The sequence below is a fragment of the Pseudomonas sp. NPDC087598 genome (assembly GCF_044743525.1).
Lineage (GTDB): Bacteria > Pseudomonadota > Gammaproteobacteria > Pseudomonadales > Pseudomonadaceae > Aquipseudomonas.
The window spans coordinates 23,670-42,228 of record NZ_JBIUWQ010000014.1; the positions used below are offsets into that span (position 1 = coordinate 23,670).

Below are 18,559 nucleotides of genomic sequence, written 5' to 3' on the forward strand. Positions count from 1 at the left end.
TCAAACCCTCAGCTGAATTGTCCAGCTGGCACCCACGGGGTCCTGGCTGACGTTCAGAGCGCGCTTTCCGTCGATGATGTCGCCGATTTTCGGCTCGGCAATCATCGCTGTCGGCGCTCCCTCAACAGTGACGTACAACTCGTTCTGCAAGATCAGCAGCTTTTCGTCGGTTGTCTGAATCAATGACCCGTCGATTTCCTTGGCCAGGTAGCTGCCAAACACTCCACGACCGCCGTAGGTCGTGGTCACTTCGGGTGCACCGCCCAGGTCAGGGTCATACTCGCCCGCAATCTTTCGCACACCTGTCACTGGCTTGACCGCATCGGCCAGGCCATCAGGATCATCGAACGCCTCAGCCATTTCGGCCTGGATCTCTTCGCGCATGCCCATTATCAAGTCCTCTTGAGCATCATTACACCGGAGCGTTTGATCCACGGGTCGAGCAACGCCAGGGCGAAGTTCACGCCCGCTGACTGATCGGCAGAGCCCGCCACATAGGTCTTGCTTACAGACGTTCCGGACTGCGCCGATACCGTCTTGCTCTGCACTTCCTTCTGCGTGGATGTGTACAGCTTGCCCGCCGCCGCCTCTTTGGCGACCTGAGCGCCGGCTGTTTTGATCTCGGCCGGAACCGGATCTGGAACAGCCCGCTTAATCTTGGTCGTGAGCCAGGCATTGGCCATGGTCACGGCAAGGACCGAATCACCGGTGCCGGCCCAGCCAGGACCGAGCTGGGCGTCAACATCGGCGACGGTGATGAAGTCAGTCATGTGCTTGTCCTTATTCCGCTGGCACCAGGGCCAGCAGGTCTTCTTTCTTGGCGGTCGCGTCGAAGGTAATACCCTTGCCGGTCAGCCACTCTTTCAGCTCGGGGACTTTCATTTTCAGAGGGTCGGTTTCCTCGGCTTCCTGCTCATTGCCGTCTGAGACCTTGATGCCAGCCGCTTGGTAGGCACCGACGATATCCGGCGCATCGCCATCGACGACCACCTCGGTGGCGGAGCCGATGACGCCGAAGAATTCGCTCAACAGGCGGTAGCACACGCCGCGCTCTTTACCCGGCTTGTCCGTGTAGATCACTTTCATAAATCACCTCAAAAGCACCCCGGCGCCGATAAGGGCGCCAGGTTGTGGGCCGGATTACGGCGTGGTGGTGCCGCTGATCACGGCGGCGAATGGGACCTGCTTGCGGCTGAACACACGCTGCCAGTTGGCTGCTGCCGCGTATTGGGTCGCGGTCGGGCTGGCGTTCTGGGCCTCGGAGCCTTTCCAGCTGAAACCGGCAGGCTGGAGGATGTAGGTCTTCCGCTCCCACAGCACTTCTGCACCGCCGCCGTTGCCGCCGCCCGGCTTACGCTCCAGCTCGACCGGCACCTTCGGAGCGCCTTCACCGTAGCCGAAAGCACCCTGGCCGAAGAACACGGACAAGTATTTGCCAGCGCCATAGACCAAGCCGTCATCCATGAACACCGGTTTACCCAGGTAGGTAGCTAGGATGATCTTGCCGTCGGAGTCGCGCAGGTACTCGATCAGGTCTTGCTTGACCATCTGGTTCATCACGATCGAGTGCACGCCGATCGCGCCGAACTGATCAGCAGCATCGCCGGCGGTAAACGCGGCATCCTGAAAGGCATTGGCGTTGATGGTCGTGCCCGCGTCGATGACCATGTCACCGCCGTTATTGGCGATGTTCGAGGCGATGATGCCGCGAGCGGCACCCAGGGTGTAGCGCTGCCACTGACGAGTCCAGTAGGTGCCGAAGCGGTTGCGGATCTGCTGCTGTGGTTCGGTGTTGGCCAGCTCCGCAGTCAGATCGGTTACGCCGTAACCTTTGTTGAGGTACAGAACTCGGGCACGCATGCTGTCTTGCTCGACCTTGCCGACTTCGCCTTGGTCATTCGGGTCATCGTTGCTGATGTTCGGAGCTTCATCAGCGTTGAGATCCTGCCAGTAGCTGATCTCGGCGGTGCCTTGGCTGCCGGACGCAATCGCATCCAGCACAGGCGAGCGGGTCACAATGCCCGACTCGTACACAGCGGTCTTTTCCGGGCTGTTAACCGGCGCCAGGGAGGCGTAGTAGTCGCCGACGAAGATGTCGGTCAGTTGGGTAGTTGCCATGGATTAGGTTCCTTTGGTGGCCTGGATTTTCTTGAAGAGCTCAGGGTTGTCACGGGCGATCGCAGCGCGCTCGGTTTCCGTGTACTCACCCCACTTTTTCGTGGCCTTGCCACCTTGATCGCCGGTCGGACCGGCACCCTGAGCCCTTGGCCACAGGTGTGTTGCTGTTTCACGCAGCGATTCCGCCCATTCGAGCGGCGACAGCGGGGTTTTCCCGTCCTTCCCGTAAACGACCTCGCCGTCACGGTCGGTGGCAATCGCCTCGCCGTCTTCACTGAGTTTGAAAGTGCCCCGGGCGCGCAAGATGATGTCCTCCGCAGCCTCGGGAAGCGCGCCAGCCTTGATGGCGGCAGCACGGATGGAATCAGCGAGTACCTTGTCGCTGTACTTGGCAGCGAAGGCTTCGGCCTTGTCGGCTCGGGTCTTCTCGGCGGCCAGTTTGGTGTCGTAGTCAGTGCGCAGGCGCTCGGTGCGGCGAGTGATGACCTCGTCCAACTTGCCCTCGGCAATCAACTTGGTCTCTTCGTCCTGGCCCACCTTTGTCAGCAGCCCCTTCACGGCGGCGATGTCCAAACCTTCGAACTGGGTCTTGAAGCCGTCCAGTTCGGTTTTGGTAGTCCGGAGCGAGCCAAGCAGCTCGGAGTTTTTGTTCTTGAGGCCCAGGGTCGCCGCCTCTACCGCTTCAGCGATCGCGGATTTGACTGCTGGGTCTTCAAGATCAATCTGGTTTTCGTCTGCCACTTGGTGCACCCCTTGGGTTTGGTCGGCCCGCTTTGCAGGCATAAAAAAACCCCGGCATGGCCGGGGTCCTTGGTAACTCAGAAATATTTTCAGTCTTGGCGAAGACCGCCATATGGAGCGACAGCAACTTGAATAGCTATCCTGCCTGCCAGTCCTATGCTCGGAAAATTAGCAAGGTCTTGACCTGATAAATTGCGTAGGTCTCCAACAGTCTTGATGCCCTCATTGAGCAACGACATCCGCCAGCGCTTCTGGATACCGAGCTCTTCAATGCTGATATCCAATAATGTGTCATGTCGGTTAGATTGTTCGATTAGCGCGGAGAGAATAGATTGCGCAGCTTTTTTACTGTCAGCTTCAACCAAGGCTTGCGTAGATGTCCCGTCATGCCTGGTGATTACGTAGCGGGTAACTTCACGAATTTTGTATTCGGGCTTCATAATGTCTTCTCCGGCCTGCGCACAGGCTGAGTAATGGGATGGCGACTTGACATCGCAAATCCAGCGTACGCCCTCACCAGAAAACCTACAAACGCTTTCCGTTTTCCACCAAGCGGAGTCCGCGCATCACCAGGTAATCAGCAAACTGCGTCCTGCTCGGCGCATATGGCGGAGGTCGCATGCGAAAGCCGGGCGTATCACGATTGAGCCTCGTCCGCCGGCCGTTCGGCTCCGAGCAATGCGTCGGCTCTTCGATCTGGAAGCCCTGCTCGTCTGCGTACAACTCGACAGCCAGCCGCACCTGCCCCCATTCAAGCTCAAAGGGCACGAATGTCTCGGACAGCATCTGGTATTCGATCTTGCAGTCACGCCGTGGCCATGCCATAGCCTGCTTGGGATTAGCCTTGCTGCCTTTCCACTGGCGAGCGTTGATGTCGGCTGCAGCGCGCAGCAGCAACTCGACCTGATCGGGCTCTGCTTCAGGGATCCGAAAGCCGTAGTAGTCGCGGTAGAAGGTCAGCTTCTCCAGCGGTACAAAGCTGTTGGCATCCGGCCTTCCCTGCCCATCCTCAACAATGATCTGCATCGGTCATCTCAACCTGGTGGAGTCCCGAGTGTAACGCCTGCCCGGGCGAACATGTCAGGCTCAATGGCCTTCAGTTCGGCCAGGGTCAGCGGCTTGAACTTCTTGTCGAGCTGCAGCTTGGCGAACTTCTCCGGCGTCAGCCCGCCATCTCGGAACAGCTTGCCCCGGACGGGGCCAAGTGCATGATCTTGGAAGCTCGCTGGCTGTGTTGCCAGCCATTCGTAATAATTCAAACTTGCATCGACCTGCGCCCCGCCATTGTCGCCTATCGAAGCGCGCGTGGCGTCCTTGGCAAACGTCTCCGAAAGCCTGGTGGTCGGCACCGTAGTCGACCGGCAGTTGATGTGCGCCGGCGGCAGCGGCCCTTTCCCCAAGTCAAAGCGCATACCATCCAAGCCCTTGCACTGTTGTGAGGTCTTGCGGTCGAGCGTCGAAACCCACCTGTAGCCCAAAACTACATCACTATTGGCCTTCAGGGTTTCCATCCGCGCCGTGGTGGCCACATGCTGAATCGCTGTCTGCACCACAGAGGCGGCGTTGCGATTGCTTACTGCAAGAATGCCATCGGTAAAGTTCTGCGCCGTGGTGCCGCGAATAGCCTGGATGATCTGGGCGTTCGTCTGGCCTTGGCCGAAGCCGAGCCGGATGGTGTTCGTTACCCGCATCGTCTCAGTCCGCGTCCAGCCGCTGAGGAAGCTCTTGAGCAGCTTCCCGCCATCGATGCCCTTCACCTGCAGCGGATAGGAGAACACCGCCGCGCGGATCACCGTGTTGGTCGGCACCACAGCGTCGATGGAGAGCGCATTGCTCAGGCTGTTGGCCTCGAAGGTGGCCTCATACAGCGCAATATCCACCAGATCGACCTGCACAACATCGCCGAAGGCCTTATAAATCTCCAGCAGCTTTCCGTCGACTCGGGCCAGAAACTGCTCAAGGCGATCGCGACTGTAGGTCGTCAGCTCCTTGCGTGTCAGTTGCTCGCGCACCAGCTTGTCGATCTGGCGCAGGTACTTCTCGAACTTTTTGACCTCGCCTGCCTTAAGCCGCTCCAGCATTACCGAGTGACGGGTCGTCTGCTCCAGTAATTGGCTGTCCGCCTGCGCCTGGCTTGTCGTTGACATCTTCTTTGTCCAGGTTAATGCCGGCCGACTCGCGCTCATCGCTGATCAGGTCGGCTTCATCTTCATATGGGCGCTCCGGCAGCTTGCCGGTGGTGAGGTACTGCCAGTAGGTATCGGCGCTGATCGTTCCGGCCATCACACCTTTCAGCAGCTCGGCGAGAACCTGCGCGTCGACCACTGGGGTCACGAATTCAGGGTTCACCTTGAACTTGACCTGCTTGGGGTCGTAGCCCTTCCACTCGGCGGCGTATCGCAGACCCTGCTCCACCGCCTCGGCCACCGTGATGACGATGCTGTGCAGCGTGGCGTGCTGGTCGTTTTGGCGTGTTTTGCGCGCCTCACCCGACTCCGTACCGGCCACGTCCATGACCTTGGCGCCGGCTTCAAGCGCGGCGTTTTTCTGGTCATCCATGGCTTTGCGTACTGCTTCAATGCCGGCACCTTGGAACTCTAGGTAACCGCACTGTCCGCTCGGGCCAAGATCCCATGCCGCCGATGGCCCCGTCACGCTGAGCTCTACGGACTCATCGAGACCGGACACCCACGGCTGCGGATGGCTAGTTTGGTGCAGTGCGGTGAAGTAGTCAGCACTCAGCTGATACGACTTCAAAGCGGCCCGCGCCATGGTCAGCAGCGGCACCTCGTCGACATCTGGCGAGTTGTCGGTAGAGCCGCAGTAGATCACCGGAAGATACGCCAGCCCTTTGACTAGGCGATTGTCGTTGTCAGTGGTACCTAGAGGCCGCTCATCCTCGACAAGTTCGCCACCCTCGTTCCGCACCGCGGTGTAGCAAACATTTCCGTCCATGAAGAACTCACGGAAAACCGTGTCGCAGTCGTGGCTGTATCGATCGCCGCCCTTCCTGCGAAACTCGCGGAACACCGAAAGGACCAGATCCTGCCGGCCGCCTTGGTCCGCGGTGTCCCAGTTGATGGCGTTGCGCGTGGCATAAGTCGAGAAATACGGCTCGCCACGATCATCGATGTTCACCACCAGCGGCACCCGACCGTGTGAGATCGCCTGGCGCACCATGCGGAAGAACAGCTGCTTCAGGCCGAAGCCGTCCGCCGTGGCGTTGTCCTCCAACACTTTCAAACCAGTGGGCAGTTCGATCTCCGGGATCAGCCGAGACACCAACCCCATCATCGAGCGCAGAGAGTCACGCACCCAGTGTTCGTACTGAGCGCGGGCCGTGTAGTTCGCGTAAAGGTACTTGTTGCCGGCGGCGTCGAGCTTTTCGGCTTCGACCATGCCGCTCGGCTTGGGCAGGTTGCGCTCGTTGCGTTTGACGGCGCACTCACCCTCGAGCGCGTCATCCATCATCTCCCACTCGCCGATATGCGCATCGTAGTCAGGGTTTGTCGATTGGACTGGCATCAGGCCAAGCCTCCTATTCGGCGTGTTCCGCCTGTGCGTTTGCGTCGGCCCATCGAGACGGCGAAGTAGCGGAAGGCGTCCGCGCCGTGCGATGACCAGTCGTGAAGTGGTTTGTCTTTCCAGCAGCCCCGCTTGTCGTCCCACTCCTTTCGGTAGTTCTCAAGGCAGGAAATACCCAGCTCACACTTGGACTCATCGAAGGCGCAGGCAGGAAGGATCTCCCGCACCTGCTCAATGCCTTCGTCGATGCCAAGCTTCGGAACAACGCTGAACTTGAGGCTGTACTTTTGGCCGTCGATCTCGTAACCCTCACGGGCCAGTTCGCGGCGGGTCTTGCCGTCGCTGCCGAACTCTCGGTTATCGATGTCGTGGGGCCCCCAGTGATCGCCATACGTGTATTTGCGATCCTTGAGCACTTTCATGTAATGCCGAAGGCCTTCACCGCTATTCTCGTAGAAGTCGATGACGTGGTATTCCTCGCCGACAATCCGGACAAACCAGATCGCCGTAGAGTCGCCGACGCCGATATCCCAGATCGTATGCACCGGCAGATGGCTGTTGTCGGGTAGCGCGCCGATGCGCTGAGCGGCGTAGAGCTTCGTAAATTGCTTGGCGTAGTAGGCACCCTCAATCGACTGCTGAAAGGCCTCCGCCGGCAGGGACGGATATTCCCGCTTCATGTCGTCGCCGAGGGTCTTCTCCTTGGCGGCGTACCAGGCGCGCTGGCCGGGGTTCGTGTCGATGCCGTGCTTGGCGAACAGCTCGTTGAAGTAGTCGGTCAGACGCTGCGGGATAACCGCCTCGGCCGGATCGAGCCAGTAGGCCTTGTTCTTCCACCAACTGAAGAAGAAAAATTTCCAGTCCAGCTTGCCGAGCGGCGTGCCGGACAGCAGCTGCTTCTCCGCGCTCTGTGAGTAATCGAAGAAGTAGCCGGCCCTGCCTTCAGCCGTCGATTCAATCGTGACAAAGCAGTCGGTGGCCACCGCCTCGAAGGCGCCGGTGACGATCTCGCGCGCCTTGTGCGGAAACTTGGCGCAGATCTTCCCGAACTCAGAGACGTGCAGGTAACGCAGCGTGCCGCCCCGGAAAGAGGTACTAACGTATAGCGAGCCGCCCTTACTGAACACCAGTTCGCCGGCGGCATCATTGCTCGCCGGGTTCGCCGCGCGGATCTCTTTCGGCAGATTGTCGTAGGCGTACTTCACCTTTTCCCGGAACAGGCGCTTGGCGTCGTTCAGGGTGTGGGCGATCAGTGCGCACTTGGCCGACTCGAACAGCGCGGCGTCGAGCTGGATGATGCAGCACTCTGTGGTGAAGCCGAGTTGCCGAGCCTTCAGGATGATGTTCCGGGTATGCATCCCGTCGAAATATTCAATCTGCTCGTCCGTCATCCGGAAGCGAGTTTTCTTCCCCTGCTTGTCGGTGATGAAGTAGAGATTGTTCAGCCTCCAACGCTTATCCCGGAGCAGCTTCATGTGCTCGGGCTTCATGTCAGGCGTCCTTCGATAGTTCGTCCATCATCTTCGAGAGTTCGTCGGCTTCGTCCGTCTTCTCCTTCTCGTCCAGGCTGTATGCCTGACGCTCCAGCACCTGCAAGTTTTTCATCGCAGAGGAAAGCTGGAACAGCGTTTTAGAATTGCTGGGTAAACCCACGGCGGCAAGCATCGAAGCTCGACGCATTCCGTTGTTGTCTTCGGAGGTTTCCGCCTCGATGTCTTCTTCAATCTCTTCGCGGCGCTGGATGGTCGTCATCAGATCATCCATCAGCAGGTTCGCAAGAATCGTCGCTTTGCGAATGTCCCGCCGATGACTGCGAACCACCCGGGCGCCTTCTTCTGCGGCCTCTTCGATGATCTCTGCGTCAAGTTCGCAGTTCGCGCCTTGGTCGTTGCGAACCTCGCCGCGAACCAGCTTGCTGCGAACTTCCTTCCGTACCTGATCAGAAAGGTCTCTCGCCCATACAAGGGCTTTGGCTTTCTTCCTGATCGCGGTGTCGCTCACGCCGTGGCGCTCAGCGATGGTTCTGATGGAAAGCGAACCGGCCCGGTAGGCTCGCTCGATCGCCTCCCAGTCGGGTTGCTTGGTTGTCATACTCTTACTCGAAGGGTTGAATTCGTGGCTCGATGCGCTATTGCTTATCCCTTATCACGTGGATAGGAGCGATCGCATGGAGCAGGGATTGAAGGTCGTCGCGCTGGTCGTCTTGGTGTTATTCATTTCGTTTTGTGGATTCGTCAAGATCCGCCAGGCGCGGCAATGGAAGACAAAAGTTGAAACTGATTTCAAAGCAGCCTTGGAGCGCATGCAAATCAATGCCTACGATCTCCTCACGAACAGGAGCCAAGCACCTAGCAGGCAGCGACCGGCGGAGGTCTATCGAATTTTGCGCGACCAGAACGGCCAGTACTTCCTGTACCTGTACTCAGGTTCAAGTCCGGGCGTACTCCAACCGCTCCCAGAGGATCGCGCTCTATTGGCAGTCAAAGTGAATGGCTAGCTGCGCCTTCACGTACAACATGCCTACCCTTCCCCGCCATCCAGCAGCACATCAATCAGCTTCTGCTCACCCAAGCGCATTGCACCCAAGCACTGCAGGTCGTCGCACTTGGGTCCCAGCCCGAACACCGTCACTTCGCCTTTCGGCCCCATGAGGGTCAGCGCACCCACAGTGCATTCTGGATGCACGCCAGCATCGAGATCATCGGCAATCTTGCGCAGCGTCTTGGCGGCGTCGCGCCAGACTTCACGCTTGAGTTCAACGAGCTTTGCCGTCATGCCGTTACCCTCTGGAACCACTCTTCAATGATCCGGCGCAGCACTGGCTCGGTCAGGATGGCCGATGGCTTGTCGCCGGCGATCACTGAGCGCACCAGGTCACAAGGCAGCACGTGGACGCCGTCATCAGCCGTCACCGTCAGGTGCGGTCGCTGATCAGCGATGTCGTGGATGTCTGCGGTCATGCCTTCACCATGTTGTGGGTCTGCGCGTGAGCGTGCCCGTGCAACTCGGCGACGATCAGTCCCTGAAGCAGGCCGGCGGCCTTGGCAGCGTCGATGGCCTTGGCGATCGCGCTATCCAGCTCGATCAGTGCCTTGTTGATGTCCTGGCTCAGCAAGAGCGCGTGGTGCAGGCGAGTTACGTTGCTCATGCGCCATCCATTGGAACAACAGTGATTTCACCCCACACAGGGTGAAAATCGATGTGCTCGCCATCTGAGGACTTTACCGGGTCATCAAAGACCACAGCGATACCTGCCTTGGTGTCTGCATACGCCACCCAGTTGGTGCGTACACCATCTATGAACACCAATCGCCGGCCACGGCCATCAGCAACCCAGTGAACGTGCTCGCCTGATTGATCGCTCATAATCTTCTCCAGTGTCGCGACACGATTTGATGATTCGCGAAACGTGTCGCGACTTACTTGGATCGACGCTCGATCCCGCCCGGCGCCTTGTCACAGCGCAGGCAATGCTCACAGTTCAGCGTCCGGCACAGCCAGGCCTTCACTCTCTGCCACCAGATGACCATGAAGATGTGGCGCATGCCGGCCATGTCCAGTGAGACGTGCAGTGTGATCCCGGCGGTGGTCGGCCCCATCATGAAGATGTTCTGTTCCCGGCTCATCACAACGAACCCGCTGATGGCGATCGCCGAATAGATCAGCTTGCCAATGACGCCGTCCCGCACTCGACCGCTCAGAACACACCAGGTCGCCCACAAGGCAATTAAGCCGCAGGCGACGGAGTTGATTAGTTCAAGATTCATGGTGGATTGCCTCCCCCGAACCGCTGGCGAATGAGCGCCCAGAGGTCAGCGGCTTTGATGGCTCGGTTGATGGCTGCGAGCAGCGACCCACCGAATGTGCCCAGCAGAAAGCCAATGCCCGCGACAATCTTCGGCTCGGTCACACCCAAGTAGGTGCTGACCATGCTCGTCAGATACAGAGAGCAGGCAATGCCGGTGATCAGGAAGATCAGCCAGGCGCGCCAGTCGGCCAGATCGTCTTTGTGCCACCAGCTCGCGACGACAGCGCCGACCAGTCCTGCGATCAGCAATTCAAACCTGTCGATCTTGTCGAGCAGGCGCTGCAATAACTCCATGCGCTCGACTCCGTGGGTGCATGTGAATAGGTCGGCCCCGCTGCACTCCCAGCTCAGAGCAATGGGTGCGGGGAGCCGAAAAAAAAAGGCCTCGTCCAATGCCGAGGCCATGAATTAGCGATTGATGGGGCCGAACGTGAGGCCCTTCAGGAACAGATTTTGCTCTGGCGTAATCGAGTCAACCGGCTTGGCATTTTCGATGATGGCGAGATCAACGCGCGCCCAGTAAATGCAAACGATGTCATCTGCCACGACGAACGCGTGCGCATCTTCGAGTCTTTTAAGGCCCATACCGAACCCCCTCAAACGAAAAAGCCCCTGCGAATGCAGAGGCCCTGAATAGTTGCGGATGGGACAAGATTTTGAGCTGCGGCGCACCGGCATTAGTCCGTTGCGACGACCTCAAACAACTAGCCGTAAAGTCTGCGTTACCCGGAAATTCAACCTTTTGCCACCGAGTCACCATCTGCATAATAAAAAAGCCTCGAGCGCTTGCGAGGCTTTTATCGCGCAGGATTAATAATCATTGACCAACATAATCATGCCCGGACCAAGTTACCTCTATCTTGTCGTACCCCCTATTGCTGGGAACTGTCGTGACTTTCACGTAGCCCGCAGTTTCGAGCAGATGAATGTGGTAGTCGACAATGTTGTCGCTAAAGGTCGGCACAATTTCACCGGTGGCGCCAAGATTTTCGACGAATAGATTACGGATCCTTGCTTTGTTAATGCCATTACCGTAGTCATCGTCGGCGATGAGTAATTCGATCAGTTTCTTGGCCAATATCTTGTCTCTGAGCACGCCTATCCCTCTGCAATTGATGCCAAATAGCCATGCAAAGAATACAGCATCATCGAGAAACGAAATAGCCCTACAGATTGAGAGCCTAATAGGTGCGCTCGTCTTTCCGAGCTGTCTGCCAAAGGCCTTCTCAACGTCGACGCACCATTGCATCGATCTCGCTGCTCCAGTCTCGCGCCACCCCGAAAGCAATGTGAGGTCAGGGTGCGTGGGCTGCCGGTGTTTTTCAGATGCGCCGCACTACCGGCCAACGGCGTCCAGGCCTCCCGAAGGCTGTCCTGGCTACAGGTGAAACTACAGATTCTTCTTGTGGATGCGCCAACCCATGGCGACACCAGGGTGGAGGTATTCGCCGGTCTGTGGATGGCGAGAGAAGTCCGTCTCCCCAACCTGCCGCGAGACCGCCTCCCACGCTGTTCTTGCGCGCTCCAGCAGATTGGCTTTGGCCTTAGGCTTCATGCGCACCTCCCAGCGAGTCGAATTCGAGGCAATAAAAAACCCCGCACTTCTGCGGGGTTTTTCAAACAAAATCAGATGGCCGATACGAGGCCTAGCGTAAAGCCGCTTACCGCTTGGAGCTTACCTCTCCAAAGTGCGCCGCCCTGGATAAGTAGGTTGCCGTTTCCGCCCAACACCCTAGCCTGCTCGAGGTGTATGAATTGCGGCGGACACTCATACTTTCCTTCAGGCAAATCATCACCATGAGATCCCATGTCCGCGTAACTGTCAGCTACTTGCTGCCAATCATGATCTGGAAAATTTTGGGACAAGCCGGATGCGAAGTTTTCACCAAACTGTTTGAAGTACTTTTTGCTGCTGATCAGATTTCCTGTCAAAACGCCGGAAGCAGTGAAAAGCGTAATTCCGAAACTCAAACCAGATTCAGCATTGTTAACCATCCGCACAAGCTGCTGTAGGTGCGAATCGATTGATAAGCCCTGAACCCCGTAGATCAGTTGCACAGGGTCAGATACGAACTCCGCGTTAATCTCGTACACACTTTTGCCGACCGACTCAGTTTTTTCCATGACCAACTCCATTGCTCATCTTGCTTTAGAAGCACTGGAGGGTACGTGGCTTTAGGCCATGATCGCAATAAAAACCCGGCGCGGCGGCCGGGTTTCGAAGTTGTCGTGCGCTGGAGGTAAGTTGCACAGTGTGGAAAAAGTACATCAAATTCCCCACCATGGCAACATCTTTATGCCGCATCCTCTGAATCTTCTGCGTGAATAACCTGCCACACTGGCTCTTGAGCTTGGATATCCACTTCCTCAATGACTTTTCGCAGGAAATTCCAGATGTCGAGCCAATCGCGATCCCAGTGCTTGGGCTGGATGGCGATCCCATACAGCTTCATCATGGCGTCAGACACTCGAGCTGGGCCCCATGCGTCCCCCCCGTTCGCCTCGGCCTTGTAGGACTGGAGCGCAACAGTGATTAGGCAATGCACCTTCGCTGCCTTGGCATCGGTGAGCGCACCGAAGTCAGTGTCAGACCAGATCAGCTTCTCGGCGTTGAGCATGTGAACGACGGTCATGCATGGGTGGTAGAGGTAGTGCCCCAACTGCTGCACCTGGAACGGCAACGACTCGATCGCCTTCTGCACCTTCCCCATGGTCACCAGATGAGCGGCCCGATGTGTCGAACGGCCAATAGGCGTGCGGCGCGTCTCCGCAATGTGGATCTTCTGGCGCACAGCCATGATGCGCTCTTCCTTGTCCTCGCCCTGGGCGGCAAAGATGATCTCTCGAAGTGCGGCCTTTTCCTTCCGGACGACAGTCGCGGATTTTGCCCGGTCAGCCGCTGCCGCACTGATTGAGGCGTTGGATTCATGCTGTGCGTCTGTCCACGCTTGACGTGCGTTGATCAATTTCATGCTGCCTGCCCCTTTTTCAGTTCTCGGGTCTTGGCCCGGTATTCGGCCTTGATGGTTTTGATTTCTTCGACGGTGGTCATGCTCGGCGCCTCCCTTTGTGGGTAATCTTGGCCGCGAACAGCGCATCGAAATCCGACTTTCCTGCCGCCTTTCTAGCCCTTATCGTTCTGCCGCTGACCAAAACTCTGGGATCCCGAGCCCACTGCTCTGCGGTAAGTCTTTTTCCCTCAAACTCCACCAGGTCGAGCCCGCTACGAAGTGCATGACTTTCAGGAGTGACGCCTCGCTTTACATTGCATCCGCGACAAAGAATTCGGAGATTGGTGCGGGCATTGTTCTGCCGGTTTCCGTCTATGTGGTCGACGTGACAGGTGAGCCAGGTCTCATGCTTCCCGCACAATTCGCAATCACGGCCGCCCGGCCCGACCTCGGCCCACATGACATGGCGATGCTCGAAGACGTAGCCGCCTTTGTCCGCAAGCGGGTGACCAGGCTCGTAAACTCGGACATATCCGTTTGGCGTAATTACCCGCTGCTGGCGGCTTGTTGGAAGCTTTTCTGTTGTGCCGCTCCGCATTAGGCGGAAGTAGTGCATCTGGCAAAGCTGGGCGGTCTTGTACATGGCGGCACGGCCGCAATTCTCTACGCTGCATTGCATTGGGTTCGCGCCTCCAGCCTTTTGCATTTTTTGGTAAAGATGGACTTGAGCCTTTTGAGGTATTCAATCTCATGACGGACCAGACTCTGGTTGCACTCGAGCCACTCCACCTTCTCCGCGCCGATCTTCTCAACCAGGCGGGGCCGGTAAACCATGATGTTTCCGCTCAGGTGAGCATTGCACTGGGAGCAGGACTTGTTCATGTTCCAGAGGTTGAATCGGAGGTGCGCGGCGGCGCCTACGCTGCGAAAGTGCGAGCAGTGCCATTGGCCGCCCCAGCTCGGCGGCTTGTCGCAGCTGATGCAGCCAAGATGAGCATCACGCAGTCGCACGTAACGGTTGATGACCGCCTGAGCCTCCTTGGCGTGATCCGCCCTGGTCTTCAGCTTCTCCTTGCGCACCTGGATCTCGCGGCGATCACGCTGGGCGATCGCCTTCTTTGCCTTCTGTTCATTCCGGGGCGCGTCTATCAGCGCGCAGGCTGGACTGCAAACTGCCTGACCCAAACGCTGAGGGACGAATGAGGCCCCGCAGGAGGCAATGCGGCATTTCTTCGGCTTGGGCGCCTTCTTTTCCTTGATGGCAGTCCGCATCAGTAGCGCCCTCCCCACTTGTCTTGCTCAGTCCAGCGCACGCCATGCTCGGCGCCGAAGGCATGCATCAGCTCGAACAGATCGCTGAACCACTTTTGGGACTGCTTACGGGTCGACACCGCCATTACGACGAAGCCACCGTCGAGGCCTGGCTCCGCGCGCTGCTTCTCCAGCGAGGCACTGAAAAGGCACTTCCAATCCTCGTCGCTGAGCTTCTTGCCGTACCAGATCACCTGGTTGGAAGCGTCCTTGAGCATTGCCCACATCTTGCGGTTGCAGACGTCCGGGCGTTTCTCGTCGCGGATCACCACCACCTTCGGCTTGCTTAGATCGATGGCGTGGAGAACGCCGGCCAGTCGGCTGACGTCGCGCTGGTCGCGGATGGTGTATTCGGGATTCATGGATGTTCGCTCCCACAGGCAGAGCGTTGCAGAGCCGGGGCTTCAGGCGCAGTTGAGCCCTGCTCGCTCCCACAGACGACTGACCGCCCTTTGCTCATGGCGGCGTCGATGGATGCAATGGCCGCTTGGCGCCTTGGGTGCCTGAAGGAAACCTCGTTGTTTTCATCCAGAAGCCCGCGCACCTCGGCTTCGTGCAGAATGAATTCGCGGGCGTCCAGCGCAGCCTTGCGCAGCGCCTCGTTCTCGGCCCTGAGCTGTTCGCACTCGGCCATCAGGTCAGCGCAATCGCCACGCAGCGAGCGAACAGCCCCCATGCCCGGGGATTCACGCAAGAGCTCGTTCTCGGCAATGATGGCCAGCAAAACCTCAGGAGGGAGAGCGTCTTGCAGCGCATCATCAGCTGCATGGAACCGCTCCTTATTTTCGAGGCTACAGCTGTCATCCAGATAGGCTTCGTTCGCTGAAATCAAAGCAGCGCACAGCCGCTTCAGTCCGGTGTAGTCGGTCATGTCCGTTTCTCCGTGTCCTTCCTGCCGAACTTGGCCAGCAGTTCCGCCCGTGCGGCGGCGCCAGTGGTTGGGACGCCCTGAGTGGCCAGCAGTCGTGCTTGGCGCTGGCTGGCGAACTCTTCGGCCAGTTCCAGTACGCTTTTCTGGCTGTCGTGCCCGATGCCCGCGGCGATCTTGCCGTCGAGCGCCTGCCCAACTTGGGCGCGGCGCAGGATCACTTCGTAGTTACGGTCGAATCTGGCTCGCAGGCCCTTGTCTTCCTGCTTTGCCGCTCGCAGGTCGAACAGGCCGGTGGCTTCCGCCGCGAGCTTCACCGCTTCGTGGCTGTAGGTGCCCATCAGCGCCTCAAGCCAGGCATCGGCCGGCGCAGGCATACCGAAGTCTTCAGGGCTCGGCACGCACATGGCGATGAACTCACCAACGCTCGGCGCGAAAGGCTTCTTGAGCTTGCGGCACTTCTGGATACCGAACTCGATCTGCTCCAGGGAGCGAATGCCGGCATCGGCGAACTCTTTGATCCATTCGGCCTTGGCAGAGTCCAGTGCTTCGGTGGAAGGCCACGCCTGGCGCCACGCTGGGAAGATCCCGCGCAGGCGGCGAAAAAGGTCGTTCACCACCTCGGCAGTCTGCGGAGTCACTTGCAGCGACTGGACGTACTTTGTCGGCGGCAGGTTGCCCATGGTCGCCATCAATTGATTGGCCGGCTTCATGGGCCCACCACAAGGTCACGGGCCCAGCCTGTGCTGTCGAAGTCGGGCTCAGCACTTGGGCGAGTCGGGAACGGCTTCACATTCGAGGCTGCCGCGCGATTGCGGTCGTTCAGCACCCACTTCACCAGCATCTGCACCCATTCGGCCTGGGTATTCACTTGACCGCGCGGTTCGTAGTGGGCTGTGAATGCGCGTCGCGCTTCTTCGGTGAACAGGTTCGGCGCTACACCTGAATGCACCGAGTAGGTTTTGAGAAGCTTTTGATCAGGATGCCAGTCCAGGGTCATTTCGCTGGGCATGCGAGGATCGACAGCCTCGTGCGTAGAGGGAGGTTCTTTATTCTTCTCTTCTTTAGGTAACGCAGGAGTAACGCTGCAAGCGTTACTTTTGGTTTTGTGATTCGATACCCTTTTGGCCGTCAAAGCCCTGTTTTTACCGGTCTTCCCGTTATGACGCTCGAAGTGAGGAAGGCTGATTACGCCGTCACACTCATCCATCCAACCCACGGCTTTCATGTGATCGCAGAATCCGCTAACGCCTACCGAACGATCGAGTAACTTTTTGCTAACGCTCGGAGCGTTACCTTTTTCGGTTTGCTGATCGAACCACGCCCACACACGCATGAGCTTTCCGACCACTGCATCTTGGTCAATGTCTGCGAGGTCGGCGATCTGGCAAACCTCAGGCTTGTCCATGGTTGCGAGTTCGAACTTGATCCAGTCCCCGGCCATTACACGGCCTCCCTCAGTTGGTATTGCGCCCACAAACCGGCAATCCAGTTGACGCCCTTGGGAGTGAATTTGGATTGGTTGTAGGCGTGGCCGCTGTCGCTGGTGCCGGCTTTTACTTCGAAGCGGCCGGCGTCGATGTGAGGCTGGTAGGCCTGCCACTCGCCGCCCATGCGGTACATGATCTTTTTGTCGAGCAGGAACTCGCGGAAACGCGCTTCATTGGCCTTGAGCAGTTTGGCGACCTGGCGGAAGCCTTTCAGACCGGTAGACTCAACATATTTTTCGACAAAGGCGATCTTCGGCGCAGCTTCAACAAGCGCCTGATTGGCAGCCTGCTGAAGCTCGAACTGCTCAGCCCAAGCGCGAGCGGCGGCGGCAGGATTGGAGAAGTCAGGAAGCGTTGCCAGGACGCGTGGGCGAACCTGCTCTTCGAGTTCGGTCCAGCGGCGCACCACCGCCCTTCTCATTTTGGCGCTGTAACCAGTCAGAAGGGTCTCGGTCAGCTCTTTATCCAGCAAATACTCAGTCTGCTCACGATTCATGCTGTCCAAATAGATGTGAGCAAAATCGCTCACATCTTCTTCGAGCTCTGACGCCATCGCTTGGATGTCGCGCTTTACATCGGGATGACGCTTCCCCGTTAATTCAGCAATTTCGCGAGACGACATGGTGGTACGCGACACATTTTCAAAATTCGAAAAACGTGTCGCGACCTTTCCGGTATTGTCCAGTTGTGGTTGTGCATGCATAATCGGCTCCACTTGTTTTACCGCTGTTGAAAGAGCCGACCTCGTACGTCGGCTTTTTTGTGTCTGAAATTCAGGCTGCCTTCACGGACTGCTTGAAAACTTCCAGGCTGACGATCACTTCCTCAGCTTCTTTAAGCAGGCTCGTTTTCTCGACCGAGCAGACTCGCCCATCAGCCTGTGCGTCGAATGCAAGGCGAGTAACGTCAGCAAGGTCGGCATGCAGTCGCAGAAGTGCGGCGTTGAGATTGATGCCTTCCGGCTTTTCCTTCGGAACCAGGTCGAAACCGAACGCCTCCGCCCATGCTTTGAGCGGACGGAAGTCCTGAGTGAACTTCATGATCCGATGCAGCTCTTCCACGTTCATGCGGTGGGTGTCGTAGTCCGGGTTTGCCTTCTGGGAAAGAAGCGTCCGTGACTTGAAGTCCGCGCCTTCGGCGATTTTCTTGGTGCCGTGGTCGTCAACCACGTCGTAGATCGCCTTCATCAACTCCTGCATGTCACACCTCGAAAACTGTTACGTGGCTTTGCGCCACCAGCGGCGCGATCATTTGCTTATCGATTGATCAAGGACGTATCCGTGACCGAAACATCAGAACTGCAAGGCGAGATGGCCGCCCTTTGTCGTTTTGCAGGTGCTCTTGCTTCCACCCTGCCCTTGTCTTCTCAGCTCAGGCTTTGGCCTGCGTTTGAATCGAAAGCTGATCAGTTTCGAAATCTGCAAAACCGCGATGCCTTGAGGGGCTTTGAATAGGCGACGATCTCGCTCAGTTCGAGGCGCGGTTAGGTGGCGAACTTCTTGGGGTGCGCTTCGGCAAGCAGCCACGCAGGCTCGAATGGCTTACCGTTTGCGCTTGCTAGCGCTGCAATACTCTCTGCATAGCTCGTCTCGCCGGTGTATTCGGTACGCGGCAGAGAGCCTTTTGCTAGCCACTTATCAATTGACTGACGGCTGATGCTGCAAGCTATTGCGGCGGCAATCGGGCCGCCCGCCGATTCAATTGCGATGGAGATTGCGTTCATTGGGTAGACTCCGACATCAACTTG

The 18,559-nt window shown here is 58.0% G+C and carries 33 protein-coding genes; 2 read left to right on the plus strand and 31 right to left on the minus strand.

The genetic code is table 11. The annotated features are described in order from the left end of the window. The 11 genes from ACIOWE_RS10440 to ACIOWE_RS10490 all read right to left on the minus strand — a co-directional run bounded on the left by ACIOWE_RS10440 (position 1) and on the right by ACIOWE_RS10490 (position 8,475). Positions 1-390: a hypothetical protein gene (locus ACIOWE_RS10440; RefSeq protein ID WP_401390631.1), complete on the minus strand. Its 390-nt coding sequence runs from the start codon at positions 388-390 to the stop codon at positions 1-3. A 2-nt stretch (positions 391-392) separates the two neighbouring features. Then, on the minus strand, positions 393-770 hold the full coding sequence (locus tag ACIOWE_RS10445) for a hypothetical protein (protein ID WP_401390634.1): 378 nt from the start codon (positions 768-770) through the stop codon (positions 393-395). Between the two features lie 10 nt (positions 771-780). Next, on the minus strand, positions 781-1,086 hold the full coding sequence (locus ACIOWE_RS10450; protein WP_401390637.1) for a HeH/LEM domain-containing protein: 306 nt from the start codon (positions 1,084-1,086) through the stop codon (positions 781-783). Between the two features lie 54 nt (positions 1,087-1,140). After that, positions 1,141-2,118, minus strand: a complete 978-nt coding sequence (locus tag ACIOWE_RS10455) for a major capsid protein (RefSeq protein ID WP_401390640.1) — start codon at positions 2,116-2,118, stop codon at positions 1,141-1,143. A gap of 3 nt (positions 2,119-2,121) precedes the next feature. After that, complete coding sequence (locus ACIOWE_RS10460; RefSeq protein WP_401390643.1) at positions 2,122-2,859, minus strand: hypothetical protein; 738 nt, start codon at positions 2,857-2,859, stop codon at positions 2,122-2,124. Positions 2,860-2,948: 89 nt separating this feature from the next. Continuing rightward, positions 2,949-3,299, minus strand: coding sequence for a DNA-directed RNA polymerase subunit alpha C-terminal domain-containing protein (locus tag ACIOWE_RS10465; RefSeq protein WP_401390646.1), 351 nt, complete (start codon positions 3,297-3,299; stop codon positions 2,949-2,951). An 85-nt stretch (positions 3,300-3,384) separates the two neighbouring features. Further along, positions 3,385-3,885, minus strand: coding sequence for a DnaT-like ssDNA-binding protein (locus ACIOWE_RS10470; RefSeq protein WP_401390649.1), 501 nt, complete (start codon positions 3,883-3,885; stop codon positions 3,385-3,387). 8 nt (positions 3,886-3,893) lie between these two features. Next, a complete protein-coding gene (locus ACIOWE_RS10475; protein WP_401390652.1) occupies positions 3,894-5,006 on the minus strand; it encodes a minor capsid protein in 1,113 nt (370 codons plus the stop codon). Beyond that, complete coding sequence (locus ACIOWE_RS10480) at positions 4,924-6,384, minus strand: DUF4055 domain-containing protein (RefSeq protein WP_401390655.1); 1,461 nt, start codon at positions 6,382-6,384, stop codon at positions 4,924-4,926. The genes ACIOWE_RS10475 and ACIOWE_RS10480 overlap by 83 nt, the downstream gene beginning before the upstream one ends. Beyond that, the gene (locus ACIOWE_RS10485) at positions 6,384-7,874 is read right to left on the minus strand and encodes a terminase (RefSeq protein ID WP_401390658.1); all 1,491 of its coding nucleotides are present in this window, start codon (positions 7,872-7,874) and stop codon (positions 6,384-6,386) included. The genes ACIOWE_RS10480 and ACIOWE_RS10485 overlap by 1 nt, the downstream gene beginning before the upstream one ends. Position 7,875: 1 nt before the next feature. Further along, on the minus strand, positions 7,876-8,475 hold the full coding sequence (locus ACIOWE_RS10490; protein ID WP_401390661.1) for a hypothetical protein: 600 nt from the start codon (positions 8,473-8,475) through the stop codon (positions 7,876-7,878). Between the two features lie 76 nt (positions 8,476-8,551). Here ACIOWE_RS10490 and ACIOWE_RS10495 point away from each other — a divergent pair, with 76 nt between their 5' ends. Then, positions 8,552-8,881 (plus strand): hypothetical protein, encoded by a 330-nt coding sequence (locus ACIOWE_RS10495; RefSeq protein WP_401390663.1) that lies wholly within the window; start codon positions 8,552-8,554, stop codon positions 8,879-8,881. Between the two features lie 23 nt (positions 8,882-8,904). Here the strand turns inward: ACIOWE_RS10495 and ACIOWE_RS10500 are convergent, their stop codons facing one another. The 19 genes from ACIOWE_RS10500 to ACIOWE_RS10590 all read right to left on the minus strand — a co-directional run bounded on the left by ACIOWE_RS10500 (position 8,905) and on the right by ACIOWE_RS10590 (position 18,011). Next, positions 8,905-9,159: a hypothetical protein gene (locus ACIOWE_RS10500; protein ID WP_401390666.1), complete on the minus strand. Its 255-nt coding sequence runs from the start codon at positions 9,157-9,159 to the stop codon at positions 8,905-8,907. Beyond that, entirely contained in the window at positions 9,156-9,344 is a 189-nt protein-coding gene (locus ACIOWE_RS10505; protein ID WP_401390669.1) for a hypothetical protein, read from the minus strand. The genes ACIOWE_RS10500 and ACIOWE_RS10505 overlap by 4 nt, the downstream gene beginning before the upstream one ends. Then, positions 9,341-9,532 (minus strand): hypothetical protein, encoded by a 192-nt coding sequence (locus ACIOWE_RS10510; RefSeq protein ID WP_401390672.1) that lies wholly within the window; start codon positions 9,530-9,532, stop codon positions 9,341-9,343. The genes ACIOWE_RS10505 and ACIOWE_RS10510 overlap by 4 nt, the downstream gene beginning before the upstream one ends. Continuing rightward, positions 9,529-9,750 (minus strand): hypothetical protein, encoded by a 222-nt coding sequence (locus ACIOWE_RS10515; protein ID WP_401390675.1) that lies wholly within the window; start codon positions 9,748-9,750, stop codon positions 9,529-9,531. The genes ACIOWE_RS10510 and ACIOWE_RS10515 overlap by 4 nt, the downstream gene beginning before the upstream one ends. A 53-nt stretch (positions 9,751-9,803) precedes the next feature. After that, positions 9,804-10,151, minus strand: coding sequence for a hypothetical protein (locus tag ACIOWE_RS10520; RefSeq protein ID WP_401390678.1), 348 nt, complete (start codon positions 10,149-10,151; stop codon positions 9,804-9,806). Then, a complete protein-coding gene (locus ACIOWE_RS10525) occupies positions 10,148-10,486 on the minus strand; it encodes a hypothetical protein (protein ID WP_034152702.1) in 339 nt (112 codons plus the stop codon). Before ACIOWE_RS10525 ends, ACIOWE_RS10520 begins: the two co-directional genes overlap by 4 nt. A 114-nt stretch (positions 10,487-10,600) precedes the next feature. Then, positions 10,601-10,777 carry a hypothetical protein gene (locus tag ACIOWE_RS10530; RefSeq protein ID WP_401390680.1) on the minus strand — a complete coding sequence of 59 codons (177 nt, stop codon included), beginning with the start codon at positions 10,775-10,777 and terminating at the stop codon, positions 10,601-10,603. 232 nt (positions 10,778-11,009) lie between these two features. After that, positions 11,010-11,270 (minus strand): hypothetical protein, encoded by a 261-nt coding sequence (locus ACIOWE_RS10535; protein ID WP_401390683.1) that lies wholly within the window; start codon positions 11,268-11,270, stop codon positions 11,010-11,012. Between the two features lie 312 nt (positions 11,271-11,582). Further along, on the minus strand, positions 11,583-11,747 hold the full coding sequence (locus ACIOWE_RS10540) for a hypothetical protein (protein WP_401390685.1): 165 nt from the start codon (positions 11,745-11,747) through the stop codon (positions 11,583-11,585). A 71-nt stretch (positions 11,748-11,818) separates the two neighbouring features. Then, on the minus strand, positions 11,819-12,316 hold the full coding sequence (locus ACIOWE_RS10545; RefSeq protein WP_401390688.1) for a hypothetical protein: 498 nt from the start codon (positions 12,314-12,316) through the stop codon (positions 11,819-11,821). Positions 12,317-12,486: 170 nt separating this feature from the next. Continuing rightward, positions 12,487-13,164: a hypothetical protein gene (locus ACIOWE_RS10550; RefSeq protein WP_401390691.1), complete on the minus strand. Its 678-nt coding sequence runs from the start codon at positions 13,162-13,164 to the stop codon at positions 12,487-12,489. Positions 13,165-13,240: 76 nt separating this feature from the next. After that, a complete protein-coding gene (locus tag ACIOWE_RS10555) occupies positions 13,241-13,786 on the minus strand; it encodes a hypothetical protein (protein WP_401390693.1) in 546 nt (181 codons plus the stop codon). Positions 13,787-13,806: 20 nt separating this feature from the next. Next, on the minus strand, positions 13,807-14,415 hold the full coding sequence (locus ACIOWE_RS10560; protein ID WP_401390695.1) for a recombination protein NinG: 609 nt from the start codon (positions 14,413-14,415) through the stop codon (positions 13,807-13,809). Beyond that, a complete protein-coding gene (locus ACIOWE_RS10565) occupies positions 14,415-14,816 on the minus strand; it encodes a recombination protein NinB (protein ID WP_401390697.1) in 402 nt (133 codons plus the stop codon). Before ACIOWE_RS10565 ends, ACIOWE_RS10560 begins: the two co-directional genes overlap by 1 nt. Continuing rightward, positions 14,813-15,325: a hypothetical protein gene (locus tag ACIOWE_RS10570; RefSeq protein WP_401390699.1), complete on the minus strand. Its 513-nt coding sequence runs from the start codon at positions 15,323-15,325 to the stop codon at positions 14,813-14,815. Before ACIOWE_RS10570 ends, ACIOWE_RS10565 begins: the two co-directional genes overlap by 4 nt. Continuing rightward, positions 15,322-16,035 carry a replication protein P gene (locus ACIOWE_RS10575; RefSeq protein ID WP_401390701.1) on the minus strand — a complete coding sequence of 238 codons (714 nt, stop codon included), beginning with the start codon at positions 16,033-16,035 and terminating at the stop codon, positions 15,322-15,324. Before ACIOWE_RS10575 ends, ACIOWE_RS10570 begins: the two co-directional genes overlap by 4 nt. Next, positions 16,032-16,766 carry a DnaT-like ssDNA-binding domain-containing protein gene (locus ACIOWE_RS10580; RefSeq protein WP_401390704.1) on the minus strand — a complete coding sequence of 245 codons (735 nt, stop codon included), beginning with the start codon at positions 16,764-16,766 and terminating at the stop codon, positions 16,032-16,034. Before ACIOWE_RS10580 ends, ACIOWE_RS10575 begins: the two co-directional genes overlap by 4 nt. Further along, positions 16,766-17,515: a phage antirepressor KilAC domain-containing protein gene (locus ACIOWE_RS10585; protein WP_401390706.1), complete on the minus strand. Its 750-nt coding sequence runs from the start codon at positions 17,513-17,515 to the stop codon at positions 16,766-16,768. Before ACIOWE_RS10585 ends, ACIOWE_RS10580 begins: the two co-directional genes overlap by 1 nt. Before the next feature lie 70 nt (positions 17,516-17,585). After that, a complete protein-coding gene (locus tag ACIOWE_RS10590; RefSeq protein WP_034152712.1) occupies positions 17,586-18,011 on the minus strand; it encodes a phage regulatory CII family protein in 426 nt (141 codons plus the stop codon). 81 nt (positions 18,012-18,092) lie between these two features. Here ACIOWE_RS10590 and ACIOWE_RS10595 point away from each other — a divergent pair, with 81 nt between their 5' ends. After that, positions 18,093-18,266, plus strand: a complete 174-nt coding sequence (locus ACIOWE_RS10595) for a hypothetical protein (protein WP_401390709.1) — start codon at positions 18,093-18,095, stop codon at positions 18,264-18,266. Positions 18,267-18,295: 29 nt separating this feature from the next. Here the strand turns inward: ACIOWE_RS10595 and ACIOWE_RS10600 are convergent, their stop codons facing one another. After that, positions 18,296-18,535, minus strand: coding sequence for a hypothetical protein (locus ACIOWE_RS10600; protein WP_401390712.1), 240 nt, complete (start codon positions 18,533-18,535; stop codon positions 18,296-18,298). Positions 18,536-18,559 lie beyond the last annotated feature (24 nt).

Coding starts and splice junctions, on each gene's coding strand:
- ACIOWE_RS10600 (WP_401390712.1), bottom strand. CDS start 18,535: ATGAACGCAATCTCCATCGCAATTGAATCGGCGGGCGGCCCGATTGCC.
- ACIOWE_RS10480 (WP_401390655.1), bottom strand. CDS start 6,384: ATGCCAGTCCAATCGACAAACCCTGACTACGATGCGCATATCGGCGAG.
- ACIOWE_RS10495 (WP_401390663.1), top strand. CDS start 8,552: ATGGAGCAGGGATTGAAGGTCGTCGCGCTGGTCGTCTTGGTGTTATTC.
- ACIOWE_RS10505 (WP_401390669.1), bottom strand. CDS start 9,344: ATGACCGCAGACATCCACGACATCGCTGATCAGCGACCGCACCTGACG.
- ACIOWE_RS10445 (WP_401390634.1), bottom strand. CDS start 770: ATGACTGACTTCATCACCGTCGCCGATGTTGACGCCCAGCTCGGTCCT.
- ACIOWE_RS10585 (WP_401390706.1), bottom strand. CDS start 17,515: ATGCATGCACAACCACAACTGGACAATACCGGAAAGGTCGCGACACGT.
- ACIOWE_RS10500 (WP_401390666.1), bottom strand. CDS start 9,159: ATGACGGCAAAGCTCGTTGAACTCAAGCGTGAAGTCTGGCGCGACGCC.
- ACIOWE_RS10455 (WP_401390640.1), bottom strand. CDS start 2,118: ATGGCAACTACCCAACTGACCGACATCTTCGTCGGCGACTACTACGCC.
- ACIOWE_RS10465 (WP_401390646.1), bottom strand. CDS start 3,299: ATGAAGCCCGAATACAAAATTCGTGAAGTTACCCGCTACGTAATCACC.
- ACIOWE_RS10525 (WP_034152702.1), bottom strand. CDS start 10,486: ATGGAGTTATTGCAGCGCCTGCTCGACAAGATCGACAGGTTTGAATTG.
- ACIOWE_RS10515 (WP_401390675.1), bottom strand. CDS start 9,750: ATGAGCGATCAATCAGGCGAGCACGTTCACTGGGTTGCTGATGGCCGT.
- ACIOWE_RS10540 (WP_401390685.1), bottom strand. CDS start 11,747: ATGAAGCCTAAGGCCAAAGCCAATCTGCTGGAGCGCGCAAGAACAGCG.
- ACIOWE_RS10545 (WP_401390688.1), bottom strand. CDS start 12,316: ATGGAAAAAACTGAGTCGGTCGGCAAAAGTGTGTACGAGATTAACGCG.
- ACIOWE_RS10580 (WP_401390704.1), bottom strand. CDS start 16,766: ATGGCCGGGGACTGGATCAAGTTCGAACTCGCAACCATGGACAAGCCT.
- ACIOWE_RS10485 (WP_401390658.1), bottom strand. CDS start 7,874: ATGAAGCCCGAGCACATGAAGCTGCTCCGGGATAAGCGTTGGAGGCTG.
- ACIOWE_RS10490 (WP_401390661.1), bottom strand. CDS start 8,475: ATGACAACCAAGCAACCCGACTGGGAGGCGATCGAGCGAGCCTACCGG.
- ACIOWE_RS10440 (WP_401390631.1), bottom strand. CDS start 390: ATGGGCATGCGCGAAGAGATCCAGGCCGAAATGGCTGAGGCGTTCGAT.
- ACIOWE_RS10470 (WP_401390649.1), bottom strand. CDS start 3,885: ATGCAGATCATTGTTGAGGATGGGCAGGGAAGGCCGGATGCCAACAGC.
- ACIOWE_RS10575 (WP_401390701.1), bottom strand. CDS start 16,035: ATGAAGCCGGCCAATCAATTGATGGCGACCATGGGCAACCTGCCGCCG.
- ACIOWE_RS10510 (WP_401390672.1), bottom strand. CDS start 9,532: ATGAGCAACGTAACTCGCCTGCACCACGCGCTCTTGCTGAGCCAGGAC.
- ACIOWE_RS10590 (WP_034152712.1), bottom strand. CDS start 18,011: ATGCAGGAGTTGATGAAGGCGATCTACGACGTGGTTGACGACCACGGC.
- ACIOWE_RS10570 (WP_401390699.1), bottom strand. CDS start 15,325: ATGACCGACTACACCGGACTGAAGCGGCTGTGCGCTGCTTTGATTTCA.
- ACIOWE_RS10560 (WP_401390695.1), bottom strand. CDS start 14,415: ATGCGGACTGCCATCAAGGAAAAGAAGGCGCCCAAGCCGAAGAAATGC.
- ACIOWE_RS10550 (WP_401390691.1), bottom strand. CDS start 13,164: ATGAAATTGATCAACGCACGTCAAGCGTGGACAGACGCACAGCATGAA.
- ACIOWE_RS10475 (WP_401390652.1), bottom strand. CDS start 5,006: ATGTCAACGACAAGCCAGGCGCAGGCGGACAGCCAATTACTGGAGCAG.
- ACIOWE_RS10565 (WP_401390697.1), bottom strand. CDS start 14,816: ATGAATCCCGAATACACCATCCGCGACCAGCGCGACGTCAGCCGACTG.
- ACIOWE_RS10555 (WP_401390693.1), bottom strand. CDS start 13,786: ATGTACAAGACCGCCCAGCTTTGCCAGATGCACTACTTCCGCCTAATG.
- ACIOWE_RS10450 (WP_401390637.1), bottom strand. CDS start 1,086: ATGAAAGTGATCTACACGGACAAGCCGGGTAAAGAGCGCGGCGTGTGC.
- ACIOWE_RS10530 (WP_401390680.1), bottom strand. CDS start 10,777: ATGGGCCTTAAAAGACTCGAAGATGCGCACGCGTTCGTCGTGGCAGAT.
- ACIOWE_RS10520 (WP_401390678.1), bottom strand. CDS start 10,151: ATGAATCTTGAACTAATCAACTCCGTCGCCTGCGGCTTAATTGCCTTG.